This window comes from Streptomyces sp. NPDC047886, from assembly GCF_043204435.1.
Lineage (GTDB): Bacteria > Actinomycetota > Actinomycetes > Streptomycetales > Streptomycetaceae > Streptomyces.
In genome coordinates, this window is record NZ_JBIDCF010000001.1 from 538,126 (window position 1) to 555,886 (window position 17,761).

The following is a 17,761-nucleotide window of genomic DNA, read 5'->3' on the forward strand; positions in this document are numbered from 1 at the left end:
ATACTCGACCACCCCATGAGGTGCACCCATGCGTATGTCTCTCTCGCGCCGCGCCGTGCTCGGCGCCGGTGTCGCCGTCGCCGGTACGGCGGCGCTCTCCGCCTGCTCCGGCGGCTCCTCCTCCGGAGGCGCCAAGGGCCCGGACGGCTTCGTCACCCCGGACGGCAAGGAGGTCGCCGCCGCCGAGGCCGCGCGCGGCTCGGGACCGGTCCGCACCGTCACGCTCACGGCCACGCCGACCACCCTCGACCTCGGCGCGGGCCGGACGGTCAAGTCGTGGGCGTACGGCGACGAGTTGCCCGGCAAGGAGGTGCGGGTCACCGCGGGCGACACCCTGGCGCTGACCCTGGCCAACCACCTGCCGCAGCCGACGTCCCTGCACTGGCACGGGCTCGCCCTGCGCAACGACATGGACGGCGTGCCGGGACTGACCCAGCAGGACATCAAGCCGGGCGCGGAGTTCGCGTACCGGTTCGCGGTGCCGCACCCCGGCACGTACTGGTTCCATCCGCACACGGGCGTACAGCAGGACCGCGGGCTGTACGCGCCGCTGATCGTCGAGGACCCGAAGGAGCCCCTGAAGTACGACAAGGAGTGGGTCGTCGTCCTGGACGACTGGGTCGACGGGGTGGACGGCTCGACCCCGGACGCCGTACTCGCCGAGCTGCGCAAGGGCATGGGCGAGGGGATGGGCGAAGGCGACGGCGGCCACGGCGACGGTCACGGCGGCGGCCACGGGGGTGGCCACGGCGGGCACTCCATGCCGTCGCCCACGGGGACCGGCGGCGGTCCCTCCCGGATGATGATGGGCGCCCGCAGTGATCTGCTGGGCGATGACGCCGGTGACGTGGCGTACCCGTACTACCTGGTCAACGGGCGTACGGCCGAGGCGCCTTCGGAGTTCCGCGCCAAGCCGGGCGACCGCGTGCGGCTGCGGATCATCAACGCGGGCGGCGACACCGCCTTCCGGGTCGCGCTCGGCGGCCACCGGATGACGGTGACGCACACGGACGGCTTCCCGGTCCGGCACGCGGAGACCGACGCACTGCTGCTCGGCATGGGTGAGCGGTACGACGTGCTGGTCACCGTGGGCGACGGCGTCTTCCCGCTGGTGGCGGCCGCCGAGGGCAAGCGGGCGACGGCGCTGGCGGTGCTGCGGACCGGCGCGGGCGCGGCGCCGACGGCCTCCGTACGGCCGAAGGAGCTGACGGGCCGGGTCATGACCGCCGACCGGCTGAAGGCGGACCCGTCGGTGGCGCTCGCCGACCGGAAGCCCGACCGGACGATCAAGATCCGGCTCACCGGCGGGATGGGGGCGTACGACTGGGGGTTCGACGGTCGGCCGTACGCCGCCGACCGGCGGCATCCGGTGAAGGCGGGCGAACGGGTCCGGCTTGAGTTCTCCAACGGCACCACAATGTGGCACCCGCTGCATCTGCACGGCCACACCTTCGCCCTGGCGAACACCGCGGGCGGCCCGCGCAAGGACACGGCGGCCATCCTGCCCAACGGGACGCTGACGGTGGACTTCGACGCCGACAACCCGGGGCTGTGGATGCTGCACTGCCACAACGTCTACCACGCCGAGGCGGGCATGATGACGATCCTCGGCTACCGCCGCTGATCGCCCGGCGCGTTCGCACCGGCCGGGGGTCGCACCCCCGCTGACGGGTCGTCACCCCCGGCCGGGAAACACCGTGAAGGAACTGTGAACGCACTGTTAGTGTGAGCGAAATTCCCACGGTTCGAAGGACTCCGCATGACCATGCCTCCGCCCGGTCCGCAGCAGCAGCCCGCGTGGCCGTCACCCGACGGCTACCCCGTGCCGCCGATGCCGCCGCAGCAGCCCCGCAACGGCCTCGGGGTCGCCGCCCTGGTGGTCGGCATCGTCGGCGTGGTCTTCGGCATCCTGCCGCCCACCTTCTGGCTCGGCGGCGTCCTCGGCCTGCTGGGCCTGATATTCGGCGTCATCGGCATCGGCCGGGCCCGCAAGGGCGAGGCGACGAACAAGGGCATGGCGCTCACCGGCGTCATCACCGGAAGCGTCGCCATGGTCCTGGCGATCGTCTGGGTGATCGCACTCGCCTTCGTGATCACCGAGGCGGTCGACCAGGCGAAGAAGGACATCGCGTCGCTGCCGTCCGCCCCGGCGAACCCGGCCGAGCCCGGCACCGGCGGACCCGGCGCCGGCGGACCCGGCGCCGGCGGACCCGGCGCCGGGGAGCCGGACGAGGAGGGCACGACGGAGCCGCTCGCCCTCGGCGAGACCCTCCGGTACGACGACGGCGTCGAGATCACCGTCGGCAAGCCCTCCTCGTACACGCCGGACCAGTACGCCCAGGGCCACAAGAAGGGCGACGTCGCGATCCAGCTGCAGATCACGATCAAGAACGGCGGCAAGAAGAGCCTGTCCATCGGCACGGCCCTGCCGACGCTGAAGGACGCCAAGGGGCGCGAAGTCGAGATGATCTTCGACGGCAGCAACGCGACCAACCCCTTCCAGGGCACCCTGCTCCCCGGCAAGCAGGCCGAGGCCGACTTCGCGTTCTCGGTCCCGGCGGACGCCGCGAACGAGATCCAGCTGGAGGTCTCGCCTTCCGTCATCGAGTACGACGACGGCATCTGGACCGGCGCCGCCAAGTAGGCGGACGCAGCGGGGCGCACCACCGCGCGGGCATGGGCACGGCCCCGCCGCGCGGGCAGGGGCACGCGGGGCACCACCGCGCGGGCATGGGCACGTGGGGCGCCCCACACGCGGGCACCGGGACATCGCGTCGCTCTGACGATTACACTGGGCCCGTGCCTCAACTTCGCCTCGCTCTGAATCAGATCGACTCGACGGTCGGCGACCTCGCCGGGAACTCCGAGTCGATCGTGCACTGGACCCGGCACGCCGCCGAACAGGGGGCGCACCTCGTCGCGTTCCCCGAGATGGTGCTGACCGGCTACCCCGTCGAGGACCTCGCCCTGCGGTCGTCGTTCGTCGAGGCCTCCCGGAGCGCCCTGCGCGCGCTGGCCGCCCGTCTCGCCGACGAGGGCTTCGGCGAGCTGCCGGTGGTCGTCGGCTACCTGGACCGGTCCGAGAAGGCCCAGCCCCGGTTCGGGCAGCCCGCCGGGGCGCCGCAGAACGCCGGGGCCGTGCTGTACGGCGGCGAGGTGGTGCTGACGTACGCCAAGCACCATCTGCCGAACTACGGCGTCTTCGACGAGTTCCGGTACTTCGTGCCCGGCGACACCATGCCGGTGATCCGGGTCCACGGCGTCGACGTCGCCCTCGCCATCTGCGAGGACCTGTGGCAGGACGGCGGCCGTGTCCCCGCGACCCGCAGCGCGGGCGCCGGGCTGCTGCTCTCGATCAACGCCTCGCCGTACGAGCAGAACAAGGACGACACCCGGCTGGAGCTGGTGCGCAAGCGCGCCCAGGAAGCCGGCTGCACGACCGCGTACCTGGCGATGATCGGCGGCCAGGACGAGCTGGTCTTCGACGGCGACTCCATCGTCATCGACCCGAACGGCGAGGTGATCGCACGGGCACCGCAGTTCGCCGAGGGCAGCGTGATCCTCGACCTCGACCTGCCGGCCGCGGCCGCCGAACCCGTGAACGGTGTCGTGGACGACGGGCTGCGCATCGAGCGGGTCGTGCTGTCCGAGGAGCCGCTGCCCGCGTACGAGCCGGAGCTCACCGGCGGCTACGCGGACCGGTTGGACGACGACGAGGAGGTGTACTCGGCGCTGGTCGTGGGCCTGCGCGCGTACGCCGCGAAGAACGGCTTCCGTTCCGTCCTGATCGGCCTGTCCGGCGGCATCGACTCGGCGCTGGTCGCCGCGATCGCCTGTGACGCGCTCGGCGCGCAGAACGTGTACGGCGTCTCGATGCCGTCCAAGTACTCGTCGGAGCACTCCAAGGACGACGCGGCCGAGCTGGCCCGCCGCACCGGGCTGAACCTCCGCACCGTACCGATCGAGCCGATGTTCGACGCCTACATGGGTTCGCTGGGGCTGACCGGCCTCGCCGAGGAGAACCTCCAGTCGCGGCTGCGCGGCACGATGCTGATGGCCATCTCCAACCAGGAGGGCCACATCGTCCTGGCTCCGGGCAACAAGTCCGAGCTGGCGGTCGGTTACTCGACGCTCTACGGCGACTCGGTCGGCGCGTACGGGCCGATCAAGGACGTCTACAAGACCTCGATCTTCCGGCTCGCGAAGTGGCGCAACCGCGCCGCCGAGGAGCGCGGCCAGACGCCTCCGATCCCGGAGAGCTCCATCTCCAAGCCGCCCAGCGCCGAGCTGCGCCCCGGCCAGGTCGACACCGACTCGCTGCCGGACTACGACGTCCTGGACCGGATCCTGGAGCTGTACGTGGACCGGGACCAGGGCAAGGACGCGATCGTCGCCGCCGGCTTCGACGTGGAGCTGGTGGCGCGGACGCTGCGGCTGGTGGACACGGCGGAGTACAAGCGGCGCCAGTACCCGCCGGGTACGAAGATCTCGGCGAAGGGCTTCGGCAAGGACCGGCGTCTGCCGATCACCAACCGCTGGCGCGAGACGACCACGACGGATCAGCCGGCGTAAGCCGAGCGGAGCCGGAAGCAGCCGGAAGCAGCCGGAAGCAGCGTACGGAGGGGGCTCCCGCGACCACGCGGGAGCCCCCTCCCCGTACCGCCCGCCCACGGGGCCGGGCGTCAGAGCGTGACGCGCGCGGCGATCGGCAGATGGTCGCTGTCGGTCGCGGGCAGCGTCCAGGAGGCGACGGGTTCGACGCCCCTGACGAGGATCTGGTCGATCCGGGCCATCGGGAACGCGGCGGGCCAGCTGAAGCCCATGCCGTCGCCCGCGGCGCCCTGGGTGGACCGCATCTGGGAGGTGACCGCGTTCAGGGAGCGGTCGTTCATCGTGCCGTTGAGGTCGCCGAGCAGGATCACCTTGCGCAGGGGCTCGCGGGCGATGGCCTCGCCGAGTTCGTCGGCGCTGTTGTCGCGCTGGTTGGCCGTGAACCCGGCCTTCAGCTTGACCCGCACGGACGGCAGGTGGGCGACGTAGACGGCGACGGAGCCTCCAGGCACGGCGACGGTGGCGCGCATCGCGCGGGTCCAGCCCATCCGGATGTCGACCGGGCGGCTGTCGGCCAGCGGGTACCTGCTCCACAGCCCGACCGTGCCCTGCACCGAGTGGTACGGGTAGGTGTCGGCGAGCGCCTTCTCGTACACCGGGACCATGCCGGGCTTGAGCTCCTCCAGCGCCACGACGTCCGCGCCGGACGCGGCGATGTCGCGGGCGGTGCCCTCGGGGTCGGGGTTGTCGGCGTTCACGTTGTGCGAGACGACCATGAGGTCGCCGCCGCCCCCGGTCTTGTCCGTCATGAGCCCGCCGAAGAGGCTGCTCCAGACGACGGCGGGCAGCAGCAGGGCGATCAGCGCGGTGGCCGAGCGGCGCAGCAGCGCGCCGGCCAGGAGCAGCGGGACGAAGATCCCGAACCAGGGGAGGAAGGTCTCGATGAGGCTGCCCAGGTTGCCGATGGCGTTCGGGACGTGGGCATGGACCATCATCACGAGCGCGAGGACGACGGCGCAGGCTGCGAGGACGAGGCCCCGGCGCCAGATGCCGGGGTCGCGGCGCCAGCGGTCGATCGCCGACCGGAGCCGGGATCCCGTGCGCAGCTCCTCCGCAGCGCCGTTTCCCGCCCCCGTCACGTCGTCCACCTGCGCCATTACCTGCCCTCACTTGCCGCCGTGCTCTGCCGGCCCCGGGTTCCGACACTAGGCGATCAGGGGACGGCCGTACTGCCACGAGGACGACGCTGTGCGGGAGCGGGTTCCTGTGGGATGCGGCCGCCGGGGCATCTGTGACAGAACGCGCACACTTCTGATCATGTGTGCTCCGCCGCGGTGCCGGTCCTCACATCAGTCGTCCGGTCGGTGGTCTCGGTCGTCCCGTCGGTCGGGGTGGGCGGGGCCGGTGGTCGTGCTCCGGCGAGGACCGTGTCCACGATCCGGGCGGGCAGATCCGGGTCGAGCGGCGCGTCGGGCCGCATGACCGTCCGCAGCAGCAGGGGGCCGACGAACAGGTCGTTGATCAGCTCGATGTCGACGTCGGAGCGGATCTCCCCCCGTTCGACGCCGCGCCGCAGCACATCGACGGCGAGCCGGTGGCGCGGCTCGATGACGGTCGCCCGGTACGCCTCCCAGAGCCGCGGGTAGCCGCGCACCTGCGCGAACAGGTCGTGCGGGAGGACGGAGGAGCGCTTGGCGACGCCGCGCCGGCGCACCGCCTCCAGCAGGGCGATCAGGTCGTCCCGCACGGAGGTGCCGGGCAGCTCGGGGTCCGGTGGCTCGACGGACCTGAGCAGGTCGACGAAGAGCGCCTCCTTGCCCGGCCAGCGGCGGTAGACGGCGGCCTTGCCGACCCCGGCGGTCCTGGCGATCCGCTCGATGGACACGTCGGCGAGCGGTACGCCCTCCTCCAGGAGTGCCATCGCCCCGCGCAGGATGGCCCGTTCGACGGCCTCGCTGCGGGGCCGGCCGCGCCGGGGCACGGGGTGCTGCGCCGTCACCGCCGTACCGGCTCTCGGGTGTCGTCGGCGGTGGCGTGCCGCTCGTCCCGGGCCCGTCGGCCCGGCAGGAACAGGGCGACCACCACGGCGCCGACGACGGCGACGGCCGCCGAGCACAGGGCGGTGACGTGCATCGCGTCGAGGAACGCCGCGTCCGCCCTGGCGATCAGCGCGTCGCCCGCCGGGCCCAGCCGGCCGGCGGCGGCGCGGGTCGCCTCGATGGACTCCCCCGCCGCCTCCCGGGCGGCGGCCGGAACGGCACCGAGGTGTCCCTCGACACCGCCCCGGTACACGGCGGACAGCACCGAGCCGAGCACGGCGACCCCCAGTGAGCCGCCGACCTGCCGGAACGTGTTGTTGATCGCCGAGCCGGAGCCGGCCTTCTCGCGGGGCAGCGACTGCATCACGGAGACCGTCACGGGCGGCATGACGTGCGCCATGCCGGCGCCCTGCGCGAAGAGGACCAGTTCCAGCACCCATACCGGGGTCTCGGCGTCGAACCCGGCGAACGCCGCCATGCACCCGGCGACCAGCAGCAGACCGCCCGCGCACACGGCCCGCACCCCGAACCGGTCGACGACCAGCCGCGAGCGCGGGGCGAACAGCAGTTGGGTGACCGCGAGCGGCAGCAGCAGCAGGCCCGCCTGGAGGGGGCTGTAGCCGCGCACGCTCTGGAGGTAGAACGCCGCGAAGAACGTCACGCCCATCAGCGCGAAGAAGATCAGCGCGATGGCGGCGACGGCGGCCGAGAACGCGGGCCGGCGGAAGTACGCGATGTCGAGCGCCGGGTGGTCGCTGCGCTTCTCGTGGAGCACGAACCCGGCCAGCACCGCGAGCCCGCCGAGCACCGGGAGCACCACGGTGACGTCGGTGAAGTCGGCGAGTTCGCCGCCGCGGATGATCCCGTACACCAGCAGCACGAGGCCGACGACGGACAGTGCCACGCCCGCCGGGTCGATCCGGCCGGGGGCGGGATCCCGGGATTCGGGCACCAGCAGCACCATCGCGACCACGGCGACGACCACCACGGGGACGTTGACCAGGAAGATCGACCCCCACCAGAAGTGCTCCAGCAGGAAGCCGCCGGTGACCGGGCCGACCGCGATGGCGAGGCCGACGGCCCCGACCCAGATGCCGATGGCCTTCGGCTGCTCGCGCCGCTCGAAGACGTTCATCAGGATGGCGAGTGTGGCGGGCATGACGAACGCGGCGCCCAGACCCATCAGCGCCCGGTAGGCGATGAGCTCGACCGGCGAGCCGGACATCGCGGCGAGTGCCGAGCCCACGCCGAACACGACGAGCCCGAAGAGCAGCGTCCGCCGTCGGCCGAGCCGGTCGCCGAGGAGGCCCGCCGTGAAGAGCAGGCCGGCGAAGACCAGCGCGTAGGAGTTGATCGCCCATTCCAGCTGGCCCTGGGTGGCGCCGATGCCGGTGGGTGCGGGCGAGGCGATCGTCTTGACCGCCACGTTGAGGATCGAGTTGTCCAGGACGACGATGAGCAGGCTGAACATCAGCACGGCGAGGATCGCCCAGCGCCTGCGGTGCACGGCTTCCGGCACGCGCGGCGCGGGATCGGGCCGGGCGGACGGCGGCGGCGACGACGACGGCGACATTCCACGAGCGTGGCACACATTCCGATACGACACCGTCTCGTAACCCCGTTCCTTGGGCCGTTCGCGCACGTGTGCAAGCCCACTTCCCCCCGCGCGGCACGAAGTGCCACCATGGATGTGGTCCGGGGACGCCGTAAGGGCGCCTCGAGATGACGAAGGAGCCGTTTCACATGACGCTTCAGGCTGCCCGCAAGCAGCCCGCCGACAGCAGCAAGGCGCTGTACGGCGGAAAGGGCACTCGGCGCATCACCGTCCATGACATCGCCGCCGCCAAGGAGCGGGGCGAGAAGTGGCCCATGCTGACCGCGTACGACGCGATGACCGCCTCCGTCTTCGACGAGGCCGGGATCCCGGTCCTGCTGGTCGGCGACTCCATGGGCAACTGCCACCTCGGCTACGAGACCACCGTCCCCGTCACACTCGACGAGGTCGCCATCCTGTCCGCCGCCGTCGTCCGGGGCACCAGTCGCGCCCTCGTCGTCGGCGACCTGCCGTTCGGCTCGTACCAGGAGGGCCCCGTCCAGGCGCTGCGCTCCGCGACCCGGCTGGTCAAGGAGTCCGGCGTCGGGGCGGTCAAGCTGGAGGGCGGCGAGCGCTCGCTGCCGCAGACCGAGATGCTCGTCCAGGCCGGTATCCCCGTCATGTCGCACCTGGGCCTGACGCCGCAGTCCGTGAACACCATGGGCTACCGGGTGCAGGGCCGGGCCGACGAGGACGCGCACCGGCTGCTGCGCGACGCGAAGGCGGCGCAGGACGCGGGCGCGTTCGCCGTCGTGCTGGAGCTGGTCCCGGCGGAACTGGCCGCCGAGGTCACCCGCTCGCTGCACATCCCGACCATCGGCATCGGGGCGGGCCCCGACACCGACGCGCAGGTCCTCGTCTGGACCGACATGGCCGGGCTGACCGGCGGCAAGGTGCCGCGCTTCACCAAGCAGTACGCCGATCTGCGCCGCACGCTCGGCGACGCGGCGCAGGCGTTCGCGGAGGATGTCACGGGCGGGGCGTTCCCGGCCGAGGAGCACACCTTCCACTGATCGCCCGCCGCACCACCACCTGACCACATCCGGCACCAACGACAGCCCGCCGACTTCCCCCATCGGCGGGCTGTCGGCCGTCGGTCGGCCCCCTGCCGTCCGCCCTGCCGTCCCCCTGCCGTCCCCCTGCCGTCCGCCTGCCGTCCCCCTGCCGTCCGCCTGTCGGCGATATGTCGGTGGCCTGTCGGTGGTCTGTCGGTGGTCTGTCGGTGAGCGCTGGTCCCCTGGGGCCATGACACGATCCGACACCAACGCCGTCGAGGTACGAGGCCTCGTGAAGCACTACGGCGAGACGAAGGCGCTGGACGGAGTGGACCTCGACGTACGCGAGGGCACCGTCCTCGGTGTGCTCGGCCCCAACGGCGCCGGCAAGACGACCCTCGTCCGCTGCCTGTCCACCCTGATCGTCCCGGACGCCGGGACCGCCACCGTCGCCGGGTACGACGTGGTGCGCCAGCCCCGGCAGCTGCGCCGCACCATCGGCCTGACCGGGCAGTACGCGTCCGTCGACGAGCGGCTGTCCGGCTGGGAGAACCTCTACATGATCGGGCGGCTGCTCGATCTCTCCCGCAGGGAGGCGCGGTCCCGCGCGGACGAGATGCTGGAGCGGTTCTCGCTGACGGAGGCCGCCAAGCGGCCCGCGATGACCTACTCCGGCGGTATGCGCCGCCGTCTCGACCTGGCCGCCTCCATGATCGGCAGGCCCGCGGTGCTCTACCTGGACGAGCCGACGACCGGCCTCGACCCGAGGACCCGCAACGAGGTCTGGGACGAGGTCCAGCGGATGGTCGCCGAGGGCGCGACCGTCCTGCTCACCACCCAGTACATGGAGGAGGCCGAACAGCTCGCCAACGAGCTCACGGTCATCGACCGCGGCCGGATCATCGCGAGCGGCGAGGTCGACGAGCTCAAGGCGAAGGTCGGCGGCCGCACCCTCCAGGTACGCCCCGTCGACCCGGAGCAGCTGCCCGCGATGGCACGGGCCCTCTCCGAGAGCGGGCTCGCGGGCATCGCGGGGGCCACGGCCGCCACGGACGAGGGACTGCTGTACGTACCGATCCTCAGCGACGAGCAACTGACCGCCGTGGTCGGACTGCTGGCCGCACGCGGCTACGGCATCGCCCACATCGGCACCCATCTGCCCAGCCTGGACGAGGTGTTCCTGGCCATCACCGGCGAGCGCACGCCGGGCATCGACACGACTTCCGAGGAGGTCGCCGCGTGAGCACGACGACAACCGCCACGACGTCAGGCCCTGTTCGCCCCGGGGGGACCGGCGCGCCCCACGGGACCGGCAGGACGGACGGTACCGGCAGGACGGACGGTACCGGCAGGACGGGCGGGACCGGCGGAGCGGGCGGGGCCGGCCGGGACGACGGCCGGATAGGTCTGCGGGCGAACCTGCGTCACATCGGCGCGCTGGTGCGCCGCAACGCCCTGCAGATCAAGCAGAACCCGGAGGCCATGTTCGACGTCCTGTTCATGCCGATCATCTTCACGCTGCTGTTCGTGTACGTCTTCGGCGGCGCGATCTCCGGCAAGGGCAACCAGCAGGACTACGTCAACTACCTGATCCCCGGCCTGATGGCGATGATGGGCATCAACATCGCGATGGCCGTCGGCACCGGCGTCAACGACGACTTCAAGAAGGGGGTCATGGACCGGTTCCGGACGATGCCGATCGCCCGGTCGTCCGTCCTCATCGCGAAGATCGTCGTGGAGATCGGCCGAATGGTGGTCGCCACCGTCATCCTCCTGGGCATGGGCTTCCTGCTGGGCATGGAGATCAGGACCTCCGTGCCGGAGCTGCTCGCGGCCGTGGCCCTGTCGCTGGTCTTCGGCGCGTCCCTGATGTGGATCTTCATCCTGCTGGGCCTGTCGCTGAACACGGCCCAGGCCGTCCAGGGGGTCGCCATGATCGTCCTGATGCCGCTGCAGTTCGGCTCCTCGATCTTCGCCCCGCCGGAGTCGATGCCCGACTGGCTGCGGACGTTCACCGACTACAACCCGCTGTCGAACCTGGCGGACGCCGCCCGCAACCTGATGAACGGCGGCCCGGTCGCCGGGTCGGCGCTGATGACGCTCGGCTGGGCGGCGGCCATCACGCTGGTCACGGCGCCGCTGGCGGTGGCCAGGTTCCGCAAGAAGACCTGACGTCCGGCGGCGGGTCGAACAGGGCGGCCGCCTCGTCCAGGGTGAGGCGGCCGCCCTCCGCGTACGCCGCGGCGAACTCCTCGCCGCCCAGGACGGCGCGGGTCAGGGTGAGGGACTGCTCCCAGTTCGCCCGTTCCATCGGCGTCGGCACGTGGCCCGGCGGCAGCTGCGCCTGGTGCGCGCCCAGGAGCAGGGCCGCCGTCCGGGCGCCGGACCCCCCGAGACCGGCCATCGCCCAGGCGGCGTTGGCCAGGTGTACGGCGGGCATGTGCGGCGCGACCATCATCGACAGCGGCTCCCGCGACCGCTCCAGCGCCCGCGCCGCCCGGTCCAGCGCATCGCCGTACCGGCCGTCCAGGTTGTCCAGCCAGGCGAGCGTGCCGAGCGTGAAACCGTCGAACAACGACAGCGTCGTCGACCTGAACTGCTCGCGCAGCGCCTCCAGTTCACGCCGGGCCTCCTCGGTGCGACCGGTCCTGCCGAGCTGCAGCGCCAGATACAGCCGGGCCGCGGGTACGGCCTCGTAGCCGACGGCACCGCCCTCGGCGAGGACCGCGCGGAGGATCCGCTCGCCCTCCTCGCCCCGGCCCAGCTCGGTCAGCGTGCCCGCGTACCGGGCGCGCAGCAGCGACACCTGCGACTGCGCGCCGAGCCGTTCCGCGTACCCGATGGCGGCCTGGAAGTCCTCGGCCGCGCCCTCGAACGCGCCGCCGCGCTCACGGGCCTCGGCCCGCGAGGACAGCGCCTCGGCCGCGCCCCAGGCGTCACCGAGCCGTACGAAAAGCTCCAGGCTCTCGTCGGCGTCCCGCGCCGCGTCACCCGCCCAGTCGCTGCGGTTGGCGAGGATGTTGGCGCGCACCTGCAGCGCGTACGCCAGCTCCCATTCCCACCCCAGCTCCCGGCAGGTGTCGACGGTCCGGTCCAGCAGGACCCGCACCTGCTCGGCGTCACCGGTCATGAGGACGGCATACGTCCAGAACATGCCGGGCATCCGGCAGGTCTGCGGCAGCCCGGGGCGGTACGCCCGCGAGATCCGGTGCAGCTCGTCGAGCCGGGTCGTCGTCCACTCGGCCACCTCGTGGTCCATGCTGGCCAGTTGGCACAGCCGGACGGCGCGGCGCGCCTCCCACAGCTGTTCCTCGTCCATCGGCGGCGGCGCGTCGGTGCTCCGGCCGGTGAGCGGCGGCGCCGGAGTGACGGGCGGCGCGAACGGGTCGGGGCCGAGCTCGGCGACGGCCCCCGCCCAGTGGCGTGCCTCGGAGCGCAGATCCCGCAGCATCCAGTACCAGACGAGGGACAGGACCAGGTAGAGCGCCTCCTGCTCCGCCCCGGCGGCGATCGCCCCGCGCAGCGCGCCGCGCAGGTTCTCGTACTCGCGCTGGAGCCGGTCGAGGGCCGCCCGCTGGCCCGCGCCGCGCAGTTCGGGGTCGGTGGTGCGGGCGAGCTCCCGGTAGTGGAGGAGGTGGCGGCGCTCGGCGTCGGCGCGGTCACCGGCCTCGTCGAGGCGTTCGGCACTGTACTCGGCGACGGTCTCCAGGAGCCGGTAGCGCATCCCGCCGTCCGCGACGGGCGCGGCGACGACCAGGGACTTGTCGACCAGGGAGCCGAGCAGGTCGACCGTGTCGGGAGCGCCGCAGACCGCTTCGGCGGCGTCCAGGTCGCAGCCGCCGGAGAACACGGACAGCCGGCGCAGCGCGGTGCGCTCCCGTTCCTCCAGCAGCTCCCACGACCAGTCGACCACGGCACGGAGTGTCTGCTGCCGGGGCAGCAGGGTGCGGCTGCCGCCGGTGAGCAGCCGGAAGCGGTCGTCCAGCCGGTCGGCGATCTGGCGCGGGGTGAGCGACCGCATGCGGGCGGCGGCGAGTTCGATGGCGAGCGGCAGGCCGTCGAGGCGGCGGCAGATCTCCGCGCACGCGTCGGGGTCGTCGTCGGTACGGAACCCGGGCAGGGCGGCCGCCCCGCGCTCGGCGAGCAGCCGCAGCGCGGCCGGATCGGGCAACGGGCCCACGGGCCGGACCAGTTCGCCGGGAACGCCGAGCGGCTCGCGGCTGGTGGCGAGGACGGTGACGCCAGGGCAGGCGGTCAGCACGGTCTCGGCGAGCGCGGCCGCGGCGTCGACGACGTGCTCGCAGTTGTCGAGCAGGATCAGCATGCGGCGCGGCGCGCAGTGCTCGGTGAGGCGGGCGAGGGGGTCGTCGCCGCGCGCCTCGGCGGCCCGCAGCTCCTCGGCCCCGGCGCCGCGCAGGACGGTCTCGCGGGCGCCGAGCGCGGTGAGCACGGTGTCGGGTACGGCGTCGGGGTCGCCCACCGGCGCGAGTTCGGCCAGCCACACCCCGTCGGGCCACCGCGCGGCGCCGCGCTCGGCGGCCTCCTGCGACAGCCGGGTCTTCCCCGCGCCGCCGGGCCCGAGCAGCGTGACGAGCCGGCCCCGGCCGAGGTCGCCGAGGATGACCCCGATGTCCTCCTCGCGCCCCACGAAACTGGTCAGCCTGGCCCGCAGGTTGCCCGCCCCGGCGCCGCCCCCGACGGCCCCGGCGCCGGTCCCGATGACCCCGATGCCGGTCCCGATGACCCCGATGCCGGTCCCGGCGGACTCGGCGGCGGCCCCGACGGCCCCAGGCGCGGGCCCCGTGGCGGACCCGGGGCCGGAACCCGTGGCGGGCCCGGAGCCGGAACCCGCGGCCGTCTCCGGCCGCGCCGGTGGCGGGCCCGCCGGTATGGGGCCGGCCGCCCCGGCAGCCGGGGGCGGGCCGGCGGTCGCCGTCGGCGCGGCGGACCGGGCGGGGACCGGGGGCGGGGTGGCGAGCAGGTCCGCGTGGAGGGCCCGCAGCCCGGGACCCGGGTCGGCGCCGAGGCGGGCGGCCAGGTCCCGGCGTACGCCCTCGTAGGCCGCGAGCGCCTCGGCCGTGCGGCCGGCGGCGCGCAGGGCCCGGATGCGCAGGGCGTGCAGCGGCTCGTCCAGCGGGGCCGCCTCGCACAGGGCGGCCAGCTCGGTCAGGGCCTCCTCGGCGCGGCCCCGCGCGACAAGCGCGGCCAGTCGCGTACGGCGGGCGGCGCCCCGGCGGGCCTCCCAGCGGGCGGCTTCGGCCGCCCGGTCGGGGAGGTCGGCGAGCGCGGGGCCGCGCCACAGGGCGAGCGCGTCGTCCAGGAGGGCCAGGGCCTTCTCGGGGTCGCCGGTCTCCAGGGCGCGTACCCCTTCGGCGGTGAACCGTTCGAACCGGTGCAGGTCCACGTCGTCGGGGTCGGCGCCGAGCCGGTAGCCGCCGTCGGCGGACACCACCGCGTCCGCGCCGAGCGCCCGGCGCAGCCGGCCGACCAGGGCCTGGAGCGCGGCGACCGCGTCGGCGGGCGGGGCGCCGTCCCACACCTCGTCCACGAGCAGCGCGACGGGTACGGTGCGGCCCGCCCGCAGGGCGAGCACGGTGAGCAGCGCGCGCAGCCGTGCCCCGCCGACCGGGACGGGTGTGCCGTCCGGGCGGTGGACCTGCGTGGGGCCGAGTACGAAGATCTGCACGGGCCCCATTGTCCGTGACGGCCGCCGGTCCGCCGGAACTCCCCCGGCGGCCGGGCGCGTTCTCCCTCCGCACGGGTACCGTCGTCGGTCCGCACACCCGCGCGTCCCGTACACCGGTGAAGCCCCGCACGACCCGCACGACCCGTCCGTCCCGCCCCACCCGCACGACCCGTCCGTCCCGCACGACCCGCACCACCCGTCCGTCCCGCACGACCCGTATCAGACGAGCCTAGGAGCGCCGCGTATGGCCGCCACCGCCTCCCGCCACAGCGACCGGCGGGTCAGCCCCGTCTTCCTGGCGATCGCCGCCGTGATGGCGGTCACCGGGTGGGCGGTGTGGACGGGCTTCTCGCAGAGCCTCGGCCTGGCCGTGTTCCTCTTCGTCACCTCGGCGTGGGTCGTCTCCCTCTGCCTGCACGAGTACGCGCACGCCCGCACCGCGCTGCACGGCGGTGACATCTCCATCGGGGCGAAGGGCTATCTGACGCTCAACCCGCTGAAGTACACGCACGCCGTGCTCAGCATCATCCTGCCGGTGCTGTTCGTGATCATGGGCGGGATCGGTCTGCCGGGCGGCGCCGTGTTCATCGAGCGGCACCGGATCAGCGGCCGCTGGAAGCACAGCCTGATCTCGGCGGCGGGCCCGCTGACGAACGTGCTGTTCGCGCTCGTGTGCACGGCGCCGTTCTGGCTGGACGCCCTGGAGGGCGTGCCGATGCCGTTCCGGTTCGCGCTGGCGTTCCTGGCGCTGCTCCAGGTGACCGCCGCGATCCTGAACTTCCTGCCGGTGCCGGGCCTGGACGGGTACGGGGTGATCGAGCCCTGGCTGTCGTACCGCGTGCGGCGCCAGGTGGAGCCGTTCGCGCCGTTCGGGCTGCTGGCGGTGTTCGTGTTCCTGTTCGTGCCCGAGGTGAACCGCGCGTTCTTCGACATGGTCTACGCGATCCTGGGCGGGCTCGGCATCACGGACGGCGAAACGTACTGCGGGCGCGACCTCTACCGGTTCTGGCAGGAGACGAACCCGAACTGCGAGCTGCTGCTCGGCCTCGCCCGCTGACCCGCGTGCCGCCGCGGGCGGCACCGGCGGGGCGCGCGGCGGCGTCCCGTGGGCGTCAGGCGCGGCGTCAGGCGGCGTCAGGCGACGCGGCGGCCTCGGCGAGGCGGGCGCGGCGCCAGTAGTACCAGCTCATGTTGGACGAGATACCGACGAGCAGCACCCAGACGATGCCGAGCCAGCTGCCCTGGGCGAAGGAGACGACGGCCGCGGCGATGGCGAGCACACAGACCACGAGGGCGTACAGAGCGAGGCGGGGCATGGGGTCGGCTCCTGTCCGGGTACGGCTGACGGTGCCCGTCCAGTGTCCCCCATGCCCGATACGCGTCAGACGTCGGTCACGCGCAGCCCGGCGTGGGCCTTGTAGCGCCGGTTGACCGAGATCAGGTTGGCGACGAGCGACTCCACCTGGTGGGCACCGCGCAGCCGGCCCGCGAAGACGCCCCGCATGCCGGGGATGCGGGCGGCGAGCGCCTGCACGATGTCCGTGTCGGCTCGCTTCTCGCCGAGCACCATCACATCCGTGTCGATCTCCTCGACGGACTCGTCCTGGAGCAGTACGGCGGACAGGTGGTGGAACGCGGCGGTCACCCGGGACTCCGGCAGCAGCGCGGCGGCCTGCTGGGCGGCGCTGCCCTCCTCGGGCTTCAGGGCGTAGGCGCCCTGCTTGTCGAAGCCGAGGGGGTTCACACAGTCGACGACGAGCTTGCCGCGCAGCGGCTCGCGGAGCGCCTGAAGGGTCGCGGCGTGGCCGTCCCACGGGACGGCGACGATCACGATGTCGCTGCGGCGGGCGCACTCGGTGTTGTCGGCGCCCTCGACGCCGAGACCCAGCTCGGCGGCGGCGGCGTGGGCCCGCTCGGCGGCCCGTGAGCCGATGATCACCTTCTGGCCGGCGCGGGCCAGCCGGTAGGCGAGGCCGCGCCCCTGGTCGCCGGTGCCGCCGAGCACACCGACGACAAGGCCGGACACGTCGGGCAGGTCCCAGGGGTCCTTGGCCGCCTTCTGAGGGGTTTCGGGAGTAGTCATGGTCCCGACATTACGTGCCGGTGCCCCGTCCGGGTGATGTGGCACCGACGGCCCGCGCGGCCGGTGCCCGCCGGGGCAGGATGCGGCGCCATGGATGCCGTACGTGTCGCGCTGCTGCGCGAGGTGCTCGCCGGGACCGAGTGGCCGGAGGCGACCCGCAGGTTCGCCGGGGTGCTGCGGTCGTCCGTCGTGCCGCAGGGCGGCGGGCTGCTGCTGGTGGGCACGGCGGAGTACGAGCCGTGGCACCTGGCCGCGCACCTGGTGGACGAGGCGGCGTGGTCCGGGCAGCCGGAACTGGCGCCGACGCTGGTACGGCACCGGGTGCGGCCCGCCGACCCGGCGCACCTCGCGGTCGGGCTCGGCCGACTGGAGGCGGCGGGGCGGGGTGCGACGCTGCTGGTCGTGGCGCCGCGGCGGCCGGAGGACACGCTGCTGGAGCGGGTGCACGACGCCCGGCGGGCGGGTGCGACGGTGCTGTCCCTGGACGCCGGCGACCCGGAGGTCCACGGTCTGGCGCACGAGGCGCTCAGTGTGCCCGGCTCCTTGAACGGTGAGGCCCGGGATGCCGGGCGGGCCGGGGAGGGCCTGGAGGGCGTCGACCTGGACACGGTGCAGCACCTGGTGAGCGCGGCGGCCGGCGAGAACAGCCTCCCGGCACCGCGCGGCCGCCGCCGCTTCCGCGACCGCCTGTCCCGTCTGGCCGACCACCTCACCTCCCCGCCGCCGGCCCCCTGGTGAGGCGGCGGCGGGCCGCGCGGCCGCCCGGAAGGACGGTCACCGGGGCGGCGACCGGAGGGACGGTCACCGGGTGGG

General features: G+C 73.5%; 14 protein-coding genes. 8 read left to right on the forward strand and 6 right to left on the reverse strand.

The features are described 5' to 3' along the window. Positions 1-28 precede the first annotated feature (28 nt). From ACGF5U_RS02355 to ACGF5U_RS02365, 3 genes are all read left to right on the forward strand, one after another. Positions 29-1,624 (forward strand): multicopper oxidase family protein, encoded by a 1,596-nt coding sequence (locus ACGF5U_RS02355; protein WP_392714931.1) that lies wholly within the window; start codon positions 29-31, stop codon positions 1,622-1,624. Positions 1,625-1,759: 135 nt separating this feature from the next. After that, positions 1,760-2,644: a DUF4352 domain-containing protein gene (locus ACGF5U_RS02360; protein WP_392714930.1), complete on the forward strand. Its 885-nt coding sequence runs from the start codon at positions 1,760-1,762 to the stop codon at positions 2,642-2,644. A 155-nt stretch (positions 2,645-2,799) separates the two neighbouring features. Next, the gene (locus ACGF5U_RS02365) at positions 2,800-4,572 is read left to right on the forward strand and encodes an NAD+ synthase (protein WP_392714929.1); all 1,773 of its coding nucleotides are present in this window, start codon (positions 2,800-2,802) and stop codon (positions 4,570-4,572) included. Positions 4,573-4,682: 110 nt separating this feature from the next. Here the strand turns inward: ACGF5U_RS02365 and ACGF5U_RS02370 are convergent, their stop codons facing one another. The 3 genes from ACGF5U_RS02370 to ACGF5U_RS02380 all read right to left on the reverse strand — a co-directional run bounded on the left by ACGF5U_RS02370 (position 4,683) and on the right by ACGF5U_RS02380 (position 8,163). Further along, positions 4,683-5,708 carry an endonuclease/exonuclease/phosphatase family protein gene (locus ACGF5U_RS02370; protein ID WP_392714928.1) on the reverse strand — a complete coding sequence of 342 codons (1,026 nt, stop codon included), beginning with the start codon at positions 5,706-5,708 and terminating at the stop codon, positions 4,683-4,685. Positions 5,709-5,866: 158 nt separating this feature from the next. Next, on the reverse strand, positions 5,867-6,550 hold the full coding sequence (locus ACGF5U_RS02375) for a TetR/AcrR family transcriptional regulator (protein ID WP_392714927.1): 684 nt from the start codon (positions 6,548-6,550) through the stop codon (positions 5,867-5,869). Further along, positions 6,547-8,163: an MFS transporter gene (locus ACGF5U_RS02380; protein ID WP_392714926.1), complete on the reverse strand. Its 1,617-nt coding sequence runs from the start codon at positions 8,161-8,163 to the stop codon at positions 6,547-6,549. Before ACGF5U_RS02380 ends, ACGF5U_RS02375 begins: the two co-directional genes overlap by 4 nt. 170 nt (positions 8,164-8,333) lie before the next feature. Here ACGF5U_RS02380 and panB point away from each other — a divergent pair, with 170 nt between their 5' ends. The 3 genes from panB (at position 8,334) to ACGF5U_RS02395 (ending at position 11,351) form a co-directional block, all read left to right on the forward strand. Further along, positions 8,334-9,197 (forward strand): 3-methyl-2-oxobutanoate hydroxymethyltransferase, encoded by an 864-nt coding sequence (panB, locus tag ACGF5U_RS02385; protein WP_392714925.1) that lies wholly within the window; start codon positions 8,334-8,336, stop codon positions 9,195-9,197. Between the two features lie 232 nt (positions 9,198-9,429). Next, the gene (locus ACGF5U_RS02390) at positions 9,430-10,422 is read left to right on the forward strand and encodes an ATP-binding cassette domain-containing protein (protein WP_392714924.1); all 993 of its coding nucleotides are present in this window, start codon (positions 9,430-9,432) and stop codon (positions 10,420-10,422) included. Positions 10,423-10,580: 158 nt separating this feature from the next. Then, positions 10,581-11,351 carry an ABC transporter permease gene (locus tag ACGF5U_RS02395; protein WP_392714997.1) on the forward strand — a complete coding sequence of 257 codons (771 nt, stop codon included), beginning with the start codon at positions 10,581-10,583 and terminating at the stop codon, positions 11,349-11,351. Here the strand turns inward: ACGF5U_RS02395 and ACGF5U_RS02400 are convergent. Next, positions 11,308-14,874, reverse strand: coding sequence for a BTAD domain-containing putative transcriptional regulator (locus ACGF5U_RS02400; protein WP_392714923.1), 3,567 nt, complete (start codon positions 14,872-14,874; stop codon positions 11,308-11,310). The two genes, ACGF5U_RS02395 and ACGF5U_RS02400, sit on opposite strands and share 44 nt — an antisense overlap. A 235-nt stretch (positions 14,875-15,109) precedes the next feature. Here ACGF5U_RS02400 and ACGF5U_RS02405 point away from each other — a divergent pair, with 235 nt between their 5' ends. Further along, positions 15,110-15,922, forward strand: a complete 813-nt coding sequence (locus ACGF5U_RS02405; RefSeq protein WP_392714922.1) for a site-2 protease family protein — start codon at positions 15,110-15,112, stop codon at positions 15,920-15,922. Between the two features lie 67 nt (positions 15,923-15,989). Here ACGF5U_RS02405 and ACGF5U_RS02410 read toward each other — a convergent pair whose 3' ends face one another. After that, positions 15,990-16,181: a hypothetical protein gene (locus ACGF5U_RS02410; protein ID WP_392714921.1), complete on the reverse strand. Its 192-nt coding sequence runs from the start codon at positions 16,179-16,181 to the stop codon at positions 15,990-15,992. A 65-nt stretch (positions 16,182-16,246) separates the two neighbouring features. Beyond that, complete coding sequence (gene npdG / locus ACGF5U_RS02415; protein WP_392714920.1) at positions 16,247-16,948, reverse strand: NADPH-dependent F420 reductase; 702 nt, start codon at positions 16,946-16,948, stop codon at positions 16,247-16,249. Positions 16,949-17,038: 90 nt separating this feature from the next. Here npdG and ACGF5U_RS02420 point away from each other — a divergent pair, with 90 nt between their 5' ends. Next, the gene (locus tag ACGF5U_RS02420; RefSeq protein ID WP_392714919.1) at positions 17,039-17,686 is read left to right on the forward strand and encodes a hypothetical protein; all 648 of its coding nucleotides are present in this window, start codon (positions 17,039-17,041) and stop codon (positions 17,684-17,686) included. Positions 17,687-17,761 lie beyond the last annotated feature (75 nt).

What these genes read in the sequence shown, in the direction of transcription:
- ACGF5U_RS02355 (WP_392714931.1), top strand. Translation starts at nt 29, where the DNA reads ATGCGTATGTCTCTCTCGCGCCGCGCCGTGCTCGGCGCCGGTGTCGCC.
- ACGF5U_RS02360 (WP_392714930.1), top strand. Translation starts at nt 1,760, where the DNA reads ATGACCATGCCTCCGCCCGGTCCGCAGCAGCAGCCCGCGTGGCCGTCA.
- ACGF5U_RS02370 (WP_392714928.1), bottom strand. Translation starts at nt 5,708, where the DNA reads ATGGCGCAGGTGGACGACGTGACGGGGGCGGGAAACGGCGCTGCGGAG.
- ACGF5U_RS02380 (WP_392714926.1), bottom strand. Translation starts at nt 8,163, where the DNA reads ATGTCGCCGTCGTCGTCGCCGCCGCCGTCCGCCCGGCCCGATCCCGCG.
- panB (WP_392714925.1), top strand. Translation starts at nt 8,334, where the DNA reads ATGACGCTTCAGGCTGCCCGCAAGCAGCCCGCCGACAGCAGCAAGGCG.
- ACGF5U_RS02390 (WP_392714924.1), top strand. Translation starts at nt 9,430, where the DNA reads ATGACACGATCCGACACCAACGCCGTCGAGGTACGAGGCCTCGTGAAG.
- ACGF5U_RS02400 (WP_392714923.1), bottom strand. Translation starts at nt 14,874, where the DNA reads ATGGGGCCCGTGCAGATCTTCGTACTCGGCCCCACGCAGGTCCACCGC.
- ACGF5U_RS02405 (WP_392714922.1), top strand. Translation starts at nt 15,110, where the DNA reads ATGGCCGCCACCGCCTCCCGCCACAGCGACCGGCGGGTCAGCCCCGTC.
- ACGF5U_RS02410 (WP_392714921.1), bottom strand. Translation starts at nt 16,181, where the DNA reads ATGCCCCGCCTCGCTCTGTACGCCCTCGTGGTCTGTGTGCTCGCCATC.
- npdG (WP_392714920.1), bottom strand. Translation starts at nt 16,948, where the DNA reads ATGACTACTCCCGAAACCCCTCAGAAGGCGGCCAAGGACCCCTGGGAC.
- ACGF5U_RS02420 (WP_392714919.1), top strand. Translation starts at nt 17,039, where the DNA reads ATGGATGCCGTACGTGTCGCGCTGCTGCGCGAGGTGCTCGCCGGGACC.